Here is a 14,353-nt window from a genome sequence, read left to right as displayed (position 1 = left end):
CCAACGCGCACCCGGGGTGGAACCTCTTCGTGCGCGTCATGCTAGCGGGACGCATTGCGTCCACGCTGCTGTTGCATCCTTGACCGGGCGGCGGGCGGCTGCGTATAAAGCCGACCCCATCCTCTCGGCGCCATAGCCAAGTGGTAAGGCAAAGGTCTGCAAAACCTTCATTCCCCGGTTCGAATCCGGGTGGCGCCTCAAAGACAAAGGCCCGATGCGGAAGTCGCTTCCGCATCGGGCCTTGTCATTTTCCACCGCTGACGTCCGTGGCCCGCGGCCCGGCTCCCGCGCGGGCGAGCCGGGGCGTGGGGCGGGCCGCCGTCAGCAGCCCATTTCCACCGCGCCGATGTCGGGGCTCGCGCCGCAGAAGGGCAGGCCCACGTCGGTGCCGTGGTCCACCGCCGCGACGCCCGGGGCGAAGGCCTCGCCCAGGTCCGGCGAGCCGCCGGTGGAGGTGGTGTCGCCGGCGGCGGCCTTGAACTGCTCCAGTCCCTGGAGCGTCCCGTTCTGCTTGAACTGCGCGCCGGCCGGGAAGAGGTTGGCCCCCATCTTCATGCCCGGAGCCTGACCGCCGAGGTCCACCGCGATGGGCGTGGTGTCCACGATGTTGTTCTGCACCGCCGGGGCCTGCGTGGGCCCGCCGGTGCCGTGGCCGATGATGAGCGCCGTGGACACGCGCGAAATCGTGTTGTTGACCACCACCGTGCCGCTGGAGTTCTCCAGGCGGATGCCGGTGCCCTCACCGCCGCCGACAGTGGAGATGTCGTGCACGCGGTTGCGCCGGACGACGATGCCGGTGGGCACGGGGCCCTCGTGGTTGCCGCCCACCGAGATGCCCTTGGCGGAGTCGTAGATTTCGTTGTCCTCCACCGTCACGTTGCGCGCGGAGTAGTGCACCACCACCACGTCACCCTTCGCCGTGGACGTCGGGCGGAACTGGTGCATGCGGTTGTTGCGGATGACGACGTTGTGGCACGTCTTGATGTCCACCGCGTTCTCCCGGTTGGCGTAGAAGTGGTTGTTCTCCACCACCAGGCCGTCCGCGGGCGGCAGCGAGCTGAAGCCCTCGGGCCCCAGGCACTGCACGGAGTCACCCGAGTTGTCGTGGATGTCGTTGTTGCGCACGGTGATGTCGTGCGACGTCGGCTGCACCACCACGCCGTGCGAGTCCTTGTTGCCGGTGTTCCGCACGAAGTCGTGGATGTGGTTGTTCTCGATGATGGCGCCGGTGGCGTTGCCATACGTCGTCACGCCGGCCCCGCCGCCGCCATGGTGCAGCTCCGAGTTGGCCAGCACCGAGCCCTGCACGTTGCCCTCGAAAGTGACGGCGAAGAAGGCCTGTCCCTGGACGTCCAGGTCGAAGCCGTCGACGACCCAGTTGGGGCGGCGAACCTGCACGAGCGCGCCCCCGCCGTTGCCGGGGACGATGTGCGGGCGGCCCTCGCCCTGGAGCGTAATCTTCGCCTCCGGGGTGCCCGCCTTCGCGTTGTCCCCGAGGATGATGCGCTCGTTGTAGGTGCCCGCGAGCACGCGGACGACCTCGCCGGGGTTGGCCTGGCTGATGGCCTTCGCGATGGTGAGGAAGGGCTGTGCGGCGCTGCCGTCGCCGGAGTCGTTGCCGGACGGGCTCACCACCCACTCACGGGAGAACGCCTGGGCCGCCGCGGGCGCCAGCGCCGCGGCCGAGACGCCCGGCTGGGGGCCCGGCTCGGCGATGTTCGCATGGTCCGCGTGCTCGGGCAGGGACTCCACCGGCGTGTTCGGCACCGGCTGCACGCCCAGGGGCGGCTCCATGCCAGGAGTCGTGGGCGCGCCCGGAGTGGCGGGGGCCGGCGTGCCGGGCTCCGTGGGGGCGGGCATCGGCGCGGGCGAGGACGGAGCGCCGGGGAACCCGGGAAGGGGGAACAGCCCGCCGTCGGCGTGGGCAGTCGCGCCGAGCATGAGCAGGCTCGCGGCCAGGGCGGCCGTCGGGGTCTTCATCCGCTTCAAGCAGTTGCCTCGTCGATTTCGCATGAGCAGGGGCAACGCGGGAGCCGGTGCGTTGTATTCACCCCAAGTCGTGGCAATCCAGGCGCCCCGGCGGGCGTCCGGCCGTGACAGCCCACGGGGGCCGCGACTACGGTGGCGCCCTCCGTGCGACTCGCCGTCCCGCTGCTCCTTGCCACCCTCCTGCTCTCCGCGTGCGCGGCCCCGAAGCCCGCGTCCAGCCGCGTTCCCTCCTCCACGAGCGGGCAGGCGGGCGCTCCTCCTGACGGAGGCACTGCTTCTTCGGACACCCGCCTTCCCCACCCGGGTGCCCTCGAAGACTCCGACGGAGGCGCGGACGCCCGCCCTCCCCTCACCGAAGCCGCTGATGGCGGCCCCGACGCGGGCCCGGGCCTCCCGGGGCTGGAAGACCCGCTGGCGCAGGGCCTCCCAGGGCCGGGAGATCTCAAGCGACTCGACTTCCGCGGCGGCGAGCCGCGCATCCCCATCCGGCTGATGGAGGGCCGGCGCGAGGTGACGTTCTCCTCGCGGGGCCGCATGCGCCTGCGCTTCGGAGGGCCCGACGACAAGGTGCTGGACGCGGCGGCGGGCACGCGCTGGTCGGTGCGCGTGACGCAGGGAGAGCCGGCGGTGCTCACCGCGCGCGTGCAGCTGGGCGAGTTCCGCATCGCCGACCGCGAGGGGTTGAGCGCGGCCCAGGAGGTGTGGCGCACACGAGGCATCGCGGTGCGCGCGCACGTGCTCGGCGCGGTGTACGGCATCGCCGGCAAGGTCATCGACAACCGGCGCTACCTGCTGCTGGTGGACGAGGCGCTTCCTCCCGACGCCGCCAGCCGCAAGCAGGCCCAACTGCTGCGCGAGTACGGCGTGCGGACGACGCTCTTCGAGGAGGTGCGCACCCCGGCGAGCGCCATCCTCGAGCTACGGGATGAATCCGGCATGGTGGTGGGGCTGGCGCAGGACCGGCTGGACGCGGAGACGCCGGACGGCGCGGGCTTCGACGTGCGGCAGGTGGAGTACGGCGTGGGCTACGACTTCCACGGCTTCGAGGACCGCACCTTCCGGGGCGCCCTTCAGCTGGTGGTGGACCGCGCCGGCACGCTGGCGGTGGTGAACGTCGTCCCCCTGGAGGATTTGCTCAAGGGCCTGGTGCCGTCCGAAATCTTCGCGCGCGCCCACCCGGAGGCGCTCAAGGCGCAGGCCGTCACCGCCCGGGGCGAGCTGCTGGCCAAGGTGGGCATCAAGCACCTGGCGGACCCGTACCTGCTCTGTTCGGAGCAGCACTGCGCGGTGTACCGGGGGCGCACCGGCGAGGTGGCCAGCACCACCGCCGCCGTGGAGGCCACCCGGGGTGAGGGGCTCTTCAGCCAGGACGGGCGGCTGGTGGACTCCGTCTACAGCGCGGTGTGCGGCGGCCACACGGAGGACAACGACGTGGTGTGGGGCGGCCCCCCGGACCCCAGCCTGCGCGGGCGCCCGGACGTGCTGCCCTCGGCGGGCCGCTACCCGCTGCCGGCGCACCTGGAGGAGTGGCTCGCGACCACCGATTTGCCGGCCGCCTGCCGGCTGTCCAGCTTCGCGCAGCCCAGCAAGTTCCGGTGGGAGAAGCGCTTCACGGCCGACCAGGTGAACGCCCTCACCCGCCACCTGGGCATCGGTCGGGTGCAGGCCCTGGCCTTCTCCGAGCGCGGGGTGTCCGGGCGGGCCCGGGTGCTGACGCTGTCCGGAGACCAGGGGGCCACGCAGATTCGGGGCGAACTGAACATCCGCCGCCTCTTCGGGATGCTCAACAGCAGCATGGCGGTGGTGGAGGCCGAGCGGGACGTCGAGGGCCAGATTACCGGCTGGCTTTTCCGTGGCGGCGGGTGGGGCCACGGAGTAGGGATGTGCCAGACAGGCGCCATTGGCCGGGCGGAGGCCGGGCAGCGCTACCAGGACATCCTCCGTCACTACTTCAACGGCGCCGAGGTGGCCCCCATTTATTGAGATCGAAGGGGGGCGCTCATGCGTACCAGTGCACGTCTCGCGAATCTCCTCCCCTGCCCGCCTGTTCTGCCGCGAACGGGACGGGACTAGACCGCCGGCCCGGAGGTTTATCATCGCGCCGTGAGCACGGGTTCTTCTCCTGAAGATTGGCGCCGCCGGAGGCGGCAGGGCTCCCCGTGGCGCGTCGTCGCCGCGGTGGTGCTCGCCCTCCTGTTGCACGGCGCCTACCTGGGGGCCGTGCTGCTCACGGGCAGCCTCGCGCCCTCCAAGGACAAGCGGCCCGCGAAGCCCACCTCCGTGGCCGTCCGTCCGCTCACCGCCGAGCAGTGGGCGAAGAACCGGGGGCCAGTGGACCCGCGCTCCAAGTCGCAGGTGTCCGAGCGTCCCCGCGTCAAGGAGAAGAAGGAAGAGGAGAAGAAGCCCGAGGACAAGCCCAAGGGCCAGGTGGTGGACGTCGCGCCGGGCAACGACCAGGTGGACCCGAACGCGAAGTACCTCGCCGAGAGCGACAACCGGGTGAACAAGGAGACGCGCGCCCGGGAGCAGACGCCCTTCTACCGCAACGCCATGCCGCAGCGGACGGCGCCGCAGGCCCAGGAAGGCGCGGACGCGCGCCAGGAGCAGGCGCCGCGCATCGCCGGCAACAACGGCCTGGGCAACGACGAGAAGCCCGCGTCCGAGGCCCGCCAGAAGTCCACCCTCGAACTCCCCGACGCGCGCCGCAAGAACGAGGTGGCCGTGAAGACGGACCCCAACACGCGGGGGCCGGGCGTCGTGGTGAACAACCAGAACGAGAGCGACGAGATGGTGGGCAACTCCAAGCGCCTGAAAATCCAGCCGGGCGTGGGGGGCGAAGAGGAGGGCTCGGCCGGGCGCGCGGGCGCGCCGGGCATGGCCGCGCTGCAGCCCTCGCGCGCCGTCATGGACAAGGTGCTGGGCGCCGCCCCCAATGACCACCTGGACGAGGCGGACGAGGGCGACGCCACCCTCCTCAACACGCGCGAGTGGAAGTACGCCAGCTTCTTCAACCGCGTGAAGCAGAGCGTGGGCATGCACTGGAACCCCAACGAGCAGATGCGCCGGAGGGACCCCACCGGTGCGACGTTCGCGGGGAAGGACCGGTACACGCTGCTGACGATTACGCTCGACGAGAAGGGCCAGTTGAAGGACGTCCAGGTGGAGAAGAGCAGCGGCCTGGACTTCCTGGACCTGGAGGCCGTGTCCTCCTTCAAGCGCGCGCAGCCCTTCCCCAACCCGCCGCCGGGCCTGTTGAGCCAGGACGCGGAGGTGAAGTTCCAGTTCGGCTTCTTCATGGAGATGGGCGGCGGCCCGCGCATGCGGCTGTTCCGCGGGCCGAACTGAGCGCGTACCGGTGAGCATCCAGCCTCACGAGTTCCTCGCGGCCGGACGGGCTTCCCACTACCCTGCCGCGCCGTGGAAACGCCCATCCTCGACCGCAGCCTCGCCCTGCAGCAGCGCAACCGGAAGGTCCGCCTCGTCCTGCTGGCCATCCTGGGAGCCAACTGGGTGGTGGCCGCCACCAAGCTCGGCTTCGGCCTGCTCAGCCAGTCCGCGTCAGTGACGGCGGACGGGCTGCACTCCTTCATCGACGGCGGCTCCAACGTGCTGGGCCTCGTGGCCATGGGCGTCGCGTCGCGCCCGGCGGACGAGGACCACCCCTACGGGCACGGCAAGTTCGAGGCGCTCGCGTCGCTGGGCATCGGCGCCATGATTGGCATCGGCATGCTGGAGCTGGGGCGCATGGCGCTCGACTCGCTGCTGCACGACAAGCACCCGCAGGTGACGGCGACGATGGCGGGCGTCATGGCCTTCACCCTCGTGGTGAACATGGTGGTGACGCGGGTGGAGCGGCACTACGGGCACAAGTACAAGAGCTCCCTGCTGCTGGCGGACGCGAGCCACACGATGTCCGACGTCTACGTCACCCTCGCTGTCCTCGCATCGCTGTTGCTGGTGTGGCTGGGTTACCCGCGCGCGGACGGGGTGATTGCCCTGGGCGTCATGGTCTTCGTGGCGTGGGTGGCGTACGGCATCGTCCGGCACTCGGTGGGCATCCTCTCCGACACCGCGCGCCTGGACCCGGTGGACGTGGCGCGGCGGACCATGGGGGTGACGGGCGTGCGCTCCTGCCGCAACGTGCGCAGCCGCGGCATGGAGGAGAGCGTCTACGTGGACCTCAAGATTGAAGTGGACCCGCTCCTGTCCACCGCCCAGGCCCACGAGGTGGCGGACCAGGTGGAGACGCTGTTGCAGGAGGCCTACCCGCAGGTGGTGGACGTGGTCGTCCATGTCGAGCCGGCGAGCGCCACGCCTTCCCGCGCGTAGCGCTGTCCGGACCTCACCCTCCCCTTCCTCGCGCCACGTCCTTGTCGAGCGCGCCGGAGACGACGTCGAGCAGCGTGTCCAGCTTGAAGGGCTTGGCGAGGAAGCCCGCCACGCCGTGTCCCTGGAGTACCGAGCGCGAGGCGGAGGTCATCACCACCACCGGGACGTGTTGAATCGTCGCGTCCAGGGCCTTGGCCGTGAGGAAGGCAGTGCCGTCCATCAGCGGCATCATCATGTCCAGGAGCACGAGGTCCGGGCTCTTCTCCGCCAGCAGCCGCAGCGCGTCCTGGCCGTTGCGGGCGTACAGGGCCTCGTAGCCCTCGTCCTCCAGCACCTCGCACAGGGTGGCCGCGAGGATGTCTTCGTCCTCCACGACGAGGATGCGGCTCATCGCTGCTTCCTCCCTCGGGAGCGACTGGAGACCTTCTTCTTCGCCGACGGACGGCGTGAGCCGCGGGTCCGGTCCGGCCCCTGGGGGTCCGGCGGGCTGTCCGGTTCTCGCACCTCCACGCCCCGCGAGGAGATGGCCAGCTCGCGCAGGCGCGGGTCATTGTCGCTGTCGCGCATCTTCAGCACCGAGATGCGCCGGTGCAGACAGTCCTCCACCTCGAACAGGCGCAGGAACAGGATGTTGTCGCAGAGGGACTCCACGCCGCGCATGGGCGAGTGCAGCTCGGGCCCGAACAGCTCATCGGGGTGCTGGGTCAGCAGCACGGTGACCTCCCTGTCGCGCAGGGAATTGAGGAGCGCGGCCATGAAGCGCGGGGCGCGCTCCGGGTCCATGGACTCGCGGGCGAAGGGCTCCAGGCCGTCCAGGAAGATGCGCCGGTAGTGGTGCGTGTCCACCATTTCGAGGAGCTCCTGCGCCATGGCGTCCGGCAGCGTCTCCACCGGCGCGCGCGTCTCCAGGCGCAGCGCGCCGGACTCCACCAGGGCCCGCAGCGGGAGCCCCACCGAGTCCGCCTTGCGCAGCAACTGCCCGCTTCGCTCCGAGAAGCCGAAGTACAGGCCCGTCTCGCCGCGCCGCGCGCCCTCCACCAGGAAGTGCAGCCCCAGCAGCGTCTTGCCGCAGCCCGGGCTGCCCATCACCAGCGTGGACGACAGCGTGACGAGCCCTCCGCCGCACATGGCATCCAGCCCGGGGATGCCCCACCGCGAGCGCCGGTCCGGGTCGGCGACCTTCTCGGGGTTGTTCGGGTTGAGCGCCTCGTAGCGGGGGAAGACGGAGACTCCATGCTCGTTGATGCGGTACGCGTGCCGGCCCGGCAGGTTGTTGCTGCCCCGGAACTTCACCACCTCCAGGGCGCGGGAGACCTTCAGCCCCGCCCGCTCCGTGGTGAGGGAGAGGATGCCGTCCGCCATGACGTGCTCGACGTCCGTCCCCTTCCCCTCCTCGGAGCTGAGGAGGAAGGTGGTGCAGTCCATGAGTCCGGCCCGCGACGACAGGGACTGGAGGAACTCGCGCAGCGCCACGTGCGCGCGGATGTGCTCGCGCACCACGGAGAACCCGTCGATGACGAGCAGCCGCGCGGCCTTGTCCCTCATCACCTGGGTGAGCAGCTCCAGCAGCCCCTGCGCGCCGCCCGTCTTCAGCGCGTCCACGCCGCTGAGGTAGTGGACGCGCGTGCCCACCATCTCCGCGTCGAAGAACTCCAGTGAGCGCAGGTGGAGCACCATCCGCCCATGCGTCTCGGCGAGCATCGTCACGTAGACGGCGGGCTCACCCTTCTGCGCCAACCTGAAGCACATCTGGTTGGCGAGCGTCGTCTTCCCGGTGCCCGGCGGCCCGGTGAGGATGTAGAGCCCTCCGCGCAGCCAGCCTCCGTCGAGGATCTGGTCCAGATAGGGAGTGCTGCTCGAAAGCCGGGTGTCCTCCGCTGCGAGGGGAGGGTTGTGGTCCACACGTTGCTCCTTCGTCCACCCACACTGTCACCCACCAGACGATGAGCATTCGCGCGAGCACCCCTCTGGTGCCGCCCGTCACCCGGGCGTGACGGCAACCCACTGACGGCCCGGCCGCGAAGCAGGCAGGCCAGCGACCTGACAGCGCTCTGGAAAAGACGAGGGCCGCCTCCCCACGAAGGGGAGACGGCCCGGGTACTTCAGGGGCGCCGTGCGAGGCGTCAGGCCACCGCGGCCTTCGGCTCCTCCGCCATGTAGTCCTCGATGGGCGGGCACGAGCACACCAGCTTGCGGTCACCGAGCACGTTGTTCAGGCGACCCACGGACGGCCAGAACTTGTTCTCGCGCACCCACGCGACGGGGAACACGGCCAGCTCGCGCGAGTAGGGACGGTTCCACTCCGGGCCGGTGATGACGCGCGCGGTGTGGGGGGCGTTCTTCAGGACGTTGTTGTCCTTCGGCATGCGCCCCTCCTCGATGTCGCGAATCTCCTGGCGGATGTGAATCATCGCGTCGCAGAAACGGTCCAGCTCTGCCTTGGACTCGCTCTCCGTGGGCTCGATCATCAGCGTGCCCGCCACCGGGAAGGACACCGTGGGCGCGTGGAAGCCGTAGTCCATGAGGCGCTTGGCCACGTCCTCCACCTCCACGCCGGAGGTCTTCTTGAGCTGGCGCAGGTCGACGATGCACTCGTGCGCCACCTTGCCGCGCTTGCCGCGGTACAGCACCGGGTAGTGCGGCTGCAGCCGCTCGGCGATGTAGTTGGCGTTGAGGATGGCCAGCTTCGTGGCCTGGGTGAGGCCCTCGCCGCCCATCATCGTCGCGTACATCCACGAGATGAGCAGGATGCTGGCGCTGCCCCACGGCGCGGCGGAGATGGCGCCGATGGCCTCCGCGCCGCCCGTCTGGATGACGGGGTGGCCGGGGAGGAACTTCACCAGGTGGCTCGCCACGCAGATGGGGCCCATGCCCGGGCCGCCACCGCCGTGGGGGATGCAGAACGTCTTGTGCAGGTTGATGTGGCAGACGTCCGCGCCGACGAGGCCCGGAGCGGTGAGCCCCACCTGGGCGTTGAGGTTGGCGCCGTCCATGTACACCTGGCCGCCGCGCTCGTGGACGATGGAGCAGATCTCCTTGATGTCCTCCTCGAACACGCCGTGGGTGGACGGGTACGTCACCATCAGCGCCGCGAGCTTGTCCTTGTGCTCGTCCGCCTTGGCGCGCAGGTCCGTGAGGTCGATGTTGCCGTCCTCGTCGCACTTGGTGACGACGACCTTGTAGCCCGCCATCACCGCCGAGGCCGGGTTGGTGCCGTGCGCGGAGGACGGAATCAGGCACACGTCGCGGTGCGCCTGGCCGCGGCTCTGGTGGTACGCGCGGATGACGAGCAGACCCGCGTACTCACCCTGGCTGCCCGCGTTGGGCTGCAGCGAGCAGCCGGCGAAGCCCGTCACCTGCGTGAGCATGTGCTCCAGCTGCTCGAAGATGACCTTGTAGCCGGCCGCCTGCGAGGTGGGGGCGAAGGGGTGCAGCTTGCCGAACTGCGGCCACGTCACCGGAATCATCTCCGCGGTGGCGTTGAGCTTCATGGTGCAGCTGCCCAGCGGAATCATCGAGTGCGTGAGGGACAGGTCCTTCGCCTCGAGCCGCCGGATGTAGCGCAGCATCTCCGTCTCGGAGTGGTAGCTGTTGAAGACGGCGTGCGTGAGGTACTCGCTGGTGCGGCGCAGGGCCGGCTCCACCGGCGTCTCCACGTTGCCGCCCAGCTCCTCCAGCGACGGGGCGGTGGCCTTGCCCGCGCCGGTGGCGAACGCCGCGAGGATGGACTCCACGTCCGCGGGCCGCGTCGTCTCGTCCAGCGACACGCCCAGCGTCTTCTCGTCGATGCGGCGGAAGTTCATCCGCGACGCCTCGGAGGCGGCGAGCACCGCGCGCACGTGCGCGGACGTCATCTCCACGCGCAGCGTGTCGAAGTACTGCTCGTGCTTCACCTTGAGACCCAGCTTCGCGAGGCCGCGCGCCAGCACCACGGTGAGGCCGTGCACGCGCTCGGCGATGGCCTTCAGGCCCTTGGGCCCGTGGTAGACGGCGTACATGCTGGCGATGACGGCCAGCAGCACCTGCGCGGTGCAGATGTTGCTCGTGGCCTTCTCGCGGCGGATGTGCTGCTCGCGCGTCTGCAGCGCCATGCGCAGCGCGCGGCGGCCCTGCGCGTCCTCGGACACGCCGATGATGCGGCCCGGCATCACGCGGGTGTACGCATTCTTCGTGGCGAAGTAGCCCGCGTGCGGACCGCCATAGCCCATGGGGACGCCGAAGCGCTGGGCGCTGCCCACCGCCACGTCCGCGCCGAACTCGCCCGGAGGCGTCAGCAGCGCGAGGCTCAAGAGGTCCGCGGCGACGACGAGCAGGCCGCCCGCCGCGTGCACCTTGTCCGCGAAGGCGCGGTAGTCGTGCACCACGCCGTCGGTGGCCGGGTACTGCACCAGCGCGCCCACGAACTTCTTCGAGCCCAGGTCCACCGTGCGGTGATCGCCGACGACAATCTGCACGCCCAGCGGCTCGGCGCGGGTGCGCACCACGTCCACCGTCTGCGGGTGGCAGCCCTCGGACACGAAGAAGGCGATGCCCTGCCCGTCACCCTTCTGGTGCACGGCCAGCGCCATGGCCTCGGCGGCGGCGGTGCCCTCGTCGAGCAGCGAGGCGTTGGCGACCTCCAGCCCCGTCAGGTCCATGACCATCGTCTGGAAGTTGAGCAGCGCCTCCAGCCGGCCCTGGGCAATCTCCGCCTGGTACGGCGTGTACTGCGTGTACCAGCCCGGGTTCTGGAAGATGTTCCGGAGGATGACGTTCGGGGTGTGGGTGTCGCTGTAGCCCATCCCGATGTACGAGCGGAACACCTGGTTCTTCGCCGCAATCGCCTCCAGTTGCGCGAGCAGCTCGTGCTCACCGCGCGGGGGCGCGAGCTTGAGCGGCTCCTTGGAGCGGATGGCCGGGGGGACGGCCTGCTCGATGAACGCATCCAGCGAGGTGACGCCCAGCGCGGACAGCATCTGCTTCAGCTCATGCTCGTCCGGTCCGTTGTGACGGCCGGCGAACGACTCCTGGTACTTCCAATTCAAGGACATGGCAGTCGGGCTCGCGTGCGAGTCGTGAGTCGAAAAAATCGAGGACCGTCACTAACAGCGAAGGGGCGGCGTTTCCGTGCTACGCGCTCTTGAGCAGGTTGCCGTACGCGGTGGCGTCCATGAGCGCGTCCACCTGCTTGGGGTCCGACAGCTCGACCTCGACAATCCAGCCCGCCCCATAGGGGTCCGTGTTCACGGTGGAGGGGTTGTCCGCCAGGGCGTCGTTCACCTTCACCACCGTGCCCGTCACCGGCGAGTACAGCTCCGACACCGCCTTGGTGGACTCGATGACGCCGAACTGCTTGCCCTCGGTGATGGTGGCGCCCAGCTTGGGCAGCTCCACGTACACCACGTCACCCAGCGCCTCCTGGGCGTGCGCGGTGACACCCACCACCACCACCTTGCCCTGGACGCGGGCCCACTCGTGCTCCTTGGTGTACTTCAGGTCGCCGGGAATCGTATCGGCCATGTCGTTGCTCCTCAAATGGGGCTGGAGGTTTCAGGGCTTCTTGTAGAACGGCGTCTTCACCACCACGGCGGGCACGGCGCGGCCGCGGATGTCCACGTCGAAGGTGGAGCCCTCCGCGGAGAGCTCGGTGGGCACGTAGCCAATGCCAATGGCCTTCTTCACCGACGGGCCCATGGTGCCGCTCGTCACCTCGCCCACCGGCTTGCCGTCCTTGTGGATGGCGTAGCCGTGGCGGGGGATGCCGCTGCCCGTGACTTCGAAGCCCACCAGCTTGCGCTTCACGCCCGCGGCCTTCTGCGCCACCAGCGCGTCCTTGCCAATGAAGGTGGCCTTGTCGAGCTTCACGATCCAGCCCAGGCCCGCCTCGAGCGCGGTGTGCTTGTCGTCGATGTCGTTGCCGTAGAGCGCGTACTTCATCTCCGTGCGCAGGCTGTCGCGAGCGCCCAGGCCGCACGGCTTCACGCCGTCCTGCTGGCCTTCGGTGAGCAGCGCGTCCCAGAGCTTCACCGCGTCGTCCGGCGCGCAGTACAGCTCGAAGCCGTCCTCACCCGTGTAGCCGGTGCGGGAGATGACGCTCTTCACGCCCGCCACCTCGCCCTCGGCGAAGCGGTAGGTGCCAATCTTGGAGGTGTCCGTCTTCGTCAGGCGCTGCACCAGGCCGGCTGCCTTGGGGCCCTGCACGGCGATCTGCGCGAAGTCGTCCCCGCGGTCCACGGGCTTCACGCCCTTGGCGTGCTCCTTCATCCAGGCGAAGTCCTTCTCGCGGTTGCTGGAGTTGACGCAGATGAAGATGCTCTCGGGGCTGAAGCGGTAGACGACGATGTCGTCGACGAAGGTGCCCTTCTCGTCGAGCAGGCCCGCGTAGACGGCCTGCCCGTCGGAGATGCGGGCGAGGTCGTTGGAGATGAGGGCGTTGACCGTCTCGAGGGCGCCGGGGCCGGAGAACTCCACCTCGCCCATGTGGGAGACGTCGAACAGGCCGACGGCGGTGCGCACGGCTTCATGCTCGCCGATGACGGACGAGTATTGGACCGGCATGTCCCAACCCACGAAGTCGACCATCCGAGCACCCAACTTGCGGTGGGCCTCGTTGAGGGGCGTACGCCGGGCCATCAATCTCTCCTGGAGGGGGTGTGGAAAACGGCGCGGACTATAGCCGCGAGACTTCGCCAATCAAGGCCGACGGGGAACGTCTACACTGGGGGCGACATGAAGATTCGTAATCGGTTGAATCCATCCAACCCCTGCTTCTCCTTCGAGTTCTTCCCACCGAAGACGGACGAGGGCGTGGCCAACCTCCTCAAGGCGCTCGAGGACCTGGCGCCCCTTCAGCCCGGCTTCGTGTCGGTGACCTACGGAGCGGGCGGGAGTACGCGGGACAGGACGGTGGAGCTCGTCACCCGCATCAAGAAGGAGACGGGCATCGAGGCCATGGCGCACCTGACGTGCGTGGGCCACACGCGGGATGAGTTGCGCGAGCTGCTCAAGCGGCTGGCGGAGGCGAAGCTGGACAACCTGCTGGTGCTGCGCGGAGACCCGCCGCAGGGCGAGAAGACCTTCGTGCCGCCCGCGGGCGGGTTCCAGTTCGCCTCGGAGCTGGTGCGATTCATCCGAGAAGAGGATTTCAACTTCTGCCTCGGAGGCGCGTGTTATCCGGAGGGCCACGTCGAGACGGTGTCCCGTGACGACGACCTGCGTCATCTGAAGGAGAAGGTCGACGCGGGGCTGGACTTCGTGGTGACGCAGCTCTTCTTCGACAACGCCTTCTTCTTCGACTTCGTGGAGCGGGCACGGCGCGCGGGCATCAACGTCCCCATCGTCCCCGGCATCATGCCCATCACGAACTACGAGCAGCTCCAGCGCTTCACGCGGATGTGCGGAGCCACCGTGCCCATGCGGCTGGCGCTGCAGTTGGAGCGGGTGAAGGACCAGCCGGACGCGCTGGTGCAGCTCGGCGTGGCGCACGCGACGGTGCAGTGCATGGAATTGCTCGCGCGCGGCGTGCCCGGCATCCACTTCTACACGCTCAACAAGTCCCCGGCGACGCGGATGATTGTGAGCGCCCTGAGAGCCCGTTCATGAGTGGCCCTGGAATCCAGCTCCCCCCCGATGACCCCCGCATCAAGATCCTGAACATCATCCGGCCGCCCGCGTTCTTCCTCTTGTGCGCGGGCTCGCTGTCCATCCTGTTCAACGTGCTGCAGGTGGTGCTGTTCATCTTCAAGATTCCCTCGCCCTTCGCGCCCGCCGAGGCGGCGCAGGCCGGCGGCGTCTTCGAGCTGTCGTGGTACTTCGTGCTCTCGGTGACGGCGGCCATCCTGTGCGGCACGCTCGCCGTCTGGGCGGCGCTGAGCGCGATGCAGCTCAAGGGCTACGGCCTGGCCACCCTGGGCGCCATCACCGCCCTCTTCCCCTCGCTGCCGGCGTGCTTCATCAGTGTGCCGGTGGCGGTGTGGATGCTCTTCACGCTGCGCCGCGACGGAGTGCGCGAAGCCTTCCGGAACTGAAAGCCAGGCGCACGAAGTGCTCACGCTCA

General features: G+C 69.4%; 11 protein-coding genes and 1 tRNA gene. 6 read left to right on the top strand and 6 right to left on the bottom strand.

What is annotated here, in order from left to right:
• Positions 1–126: 126 nt before the first annotated feature.
• Positions 127–198: transfer RNA gene (locus G4D86_RS29100), tRNA-Cys, on the top strand.
• A 123-nt stretch (positions 199–321) separates the two neighbouring features.
• Here G4D86_RS29100 and G4D86_RS29095 read toward each other — a convergent pair.
• Positions 322–1,980, bottom strand: a complete 1,659-nt coding sequence (locus tag G4D86_RS29095; protein ID WP_163997315.1) for a right-handed parallel beta-helix repeat-containing protein — start codon at positions 1,978–1,980, stop codon at positions 322–324.
• 153 nt (positions 1,981–2,133) lie between these two features.
• Between G4D86_RS29095 and G4D86_RS29090 the strand changes: the two genes are divergently transcribed.
• The 3 genes from G4D86_RS29090 to G4D86_RS29080 all read left to right on the top strand — a co-directional run bounded on the left by G4D86_RS29090 (position 2,134) and on the right by G4D86_RS29080 (position 6,318).
• On the top strand, positions 2,134–3,972 hold the full coding sequence (locus tag G4D86_RS29090; RefSeq protein ID WP_240360526.1) for a SpoIID/LytB domain-containing protein: 1,839 nt from the start codon (positions 2,134–2,136) through the stop codon (positions 3,970–3,972).
• Positions 3,973–4,092: 120 nt separating this feature from the next.
• The gene (locus G4D86_RS29085; protein ID WP_163997314.1) at positions 4,093–5,334 is read left to right on the top strand and encodes an energy transducer TonB; all 1,242 of its coding nucleotides are present in this window, start codon (positions 4,093–4,095) and stop codon (positions 5,332–5,334) included.
• 72 nt (positions 5,335–5,406) lie between these two features.
• Positions 5,407–6,318 (top strand): cation diffusion facilitator family transporter, encoded by a 912-nt coding sequence (locus tag G4D86_RS29080; RefSeq protein WP_163997313.1) that lies wholly within the window; start codon positions 5,407–5,409, stop codon positions 6,316–6,318.
• Between the two features lie 13 nt (positions 6,319–6,331).
• Here the strand turns inward: G4D86_RS29080 and G4D86_RS29075 are convergent, their stop codons facing one another.
• The 5 genes from G4D86_RS29075 to gcvT form a co-directional block, all read right to left on the bottom strand.
• Complete coding sequence (locus G4D86_RS29075) at positions 6,332–6,709, bottom strand: response regulator (RefSeq protein WP_163997312.1); 378 nt, start codon at positions 6,707–6,709, stop codon at positions 6,332–6,334.
• Positions 6,706–8,220, bottom strand: coding sequence for a DUF7125 family protein (locus tag G4D86_RS29070; protein ID WP_163997311.1), 1,515 nt, complete (start codon positions 8,218–8,220; stop codon positions 6,706–6,708). Before G4D86_RS29070 ends, G4D86_RS29075 begins: the two co-directional genes overlap by 4 nt.
• Positions 8,221–8,441: 221 nt before the next feature.
• Positions 8,442–11,348, bottom strand: coding sequence for an aminomethyl-transferring glycine dehydrogenase (gcvP, locus tag G4D86_RS29065; RefSeq protein ID WP_163997310.1), 2,907 nt, complete (start codon positions 11,346–11,348; stop codon positions 8,442–8,444).
• A gap of 79 nt (positions 11,349–11,427) precedes the next feature.
• Entirely contained in the window at positions 11,428–11,817 is a 390-nt protein-coding gene (gene gcvH, locus G4D86_RS29060; protein WP_163997309.1) for a glycine cleavage system protein GcvH, read from the bottom strand.
• Positions 11,818–11,847: 30 nt separating this feature from the next.
• The gene (gene gcvT, locus G4D86_RS29055) at positions 11,848–12,930 is read right to left on the bottom strand and encodes a glycine cleavage system aminomethyltransferase GcvT (RefSeq protein WP_163997308.1); all 1,083 of its coding nucleotides are present in this window, start codon (positions 12,928–12,930) and stop codon (positions 11,848–11,850) included.
• A 96-nt stretch (positions 12,931–13,026) separates the two neighbouring features.
• On the opposite strand from gcvT, the gene metF reads away from it, so the two are divergent.
• Together metF and G4D86_RS29045 are read left to right on the top strand one after the other, a co-directional pair.
• The gene (gene metF / locus G4D86_RS29050) at positions 13,027–13,899 is read left to right on the top strand and encodes a methylenetetrahydrofolate reductase [NAD(P)H] (protein WP_163997307.1); all 873 of its coding nucleotides are present in this window, start codon (positions 13,027–13,029) and stop codon (positions 13,897–13,899) included.
• Positions 13,896–14,324 carry a hypothetical protein gene (locus G4D86_RS29045; RefSeq protein WP_163997306.1) on the top strand — a complete coding sequence of 143 codons (429 nt, stop codon included), beginning with the start codon at positions 13,896–13,898 and terminating at the stop codon, positions 14,322–14,324. The genes metF and G4D86_RS29045 overlap by 4 nt, the downstream gene beginning before the upstream one ends.
• Positions 14,325–14,353 lie beyond the last annotated feature (29 nt).

This window comes from Pyxidicoccus caerfyrddinensis (genome assembly GCF_010894405.1).
GTDB lineage: Bacteria > Myxococcota > Myxococcia > Myxococcales > Myxococcaceae > Myxococcus > Myxococcus caerfyrddinensis.
Note: the sequence above shows the minus strand (reverse complement) of the source record. Positions and strands in the feature narration are given on the sequence as shown.

Bases quoted from the DNA above. Each gene is read 5' to 3' on its own strand.
- G4D86_RS29095 (WP_163997315.1), bottom strand. From the start codon at position 1,980: ATGAAGACCCCGACGGCCGCCCTGGCCGCGAGCCTGCTCATGCTCGGC.
- G4D86_RS29075 (WP_163997312.1), bottom strand. From the start codon at position 6,709: ATGAGCCGCATCCTCGTCGTGGAGGACGAAGACATCCTCGCGGCCACC.
- gcvP (WP_163997310.1), bottom strand. From the start codon at position 11,348: ATGTCCTTGAATTGGAAGTACCAGGAGTCGTTCGCCGGCCGTCACAAC.
- gcvH (WP_163997309.1), bottom strand. From the start codon at position 11,817: ATGGCCGATACGATTCCCGGCGACCTGAAGTACACCAAGGAGCACGAG.
- gcvT (WP_163997308.1), bottom strand. From the start codon at position 12,930: ATGGCCCGGCGTACGCCCCTCAACGAGGCCCACCGCAAGTTGGGTGCT.
- metF (WP_163997307.1), top strand. From the start codon at position 13,027: ATGAAGATTCGTAATCGGTTGAATCCATCCAACCCCTGCTTCTCCTTC.
- G4D86_RS29045 (WP_163997306.1), top strand. From the start codon at position 13,896: ATGAGTGGCCCTGGAATCCAGCTCCCCCCCGATGACCCCCGCATCAAG.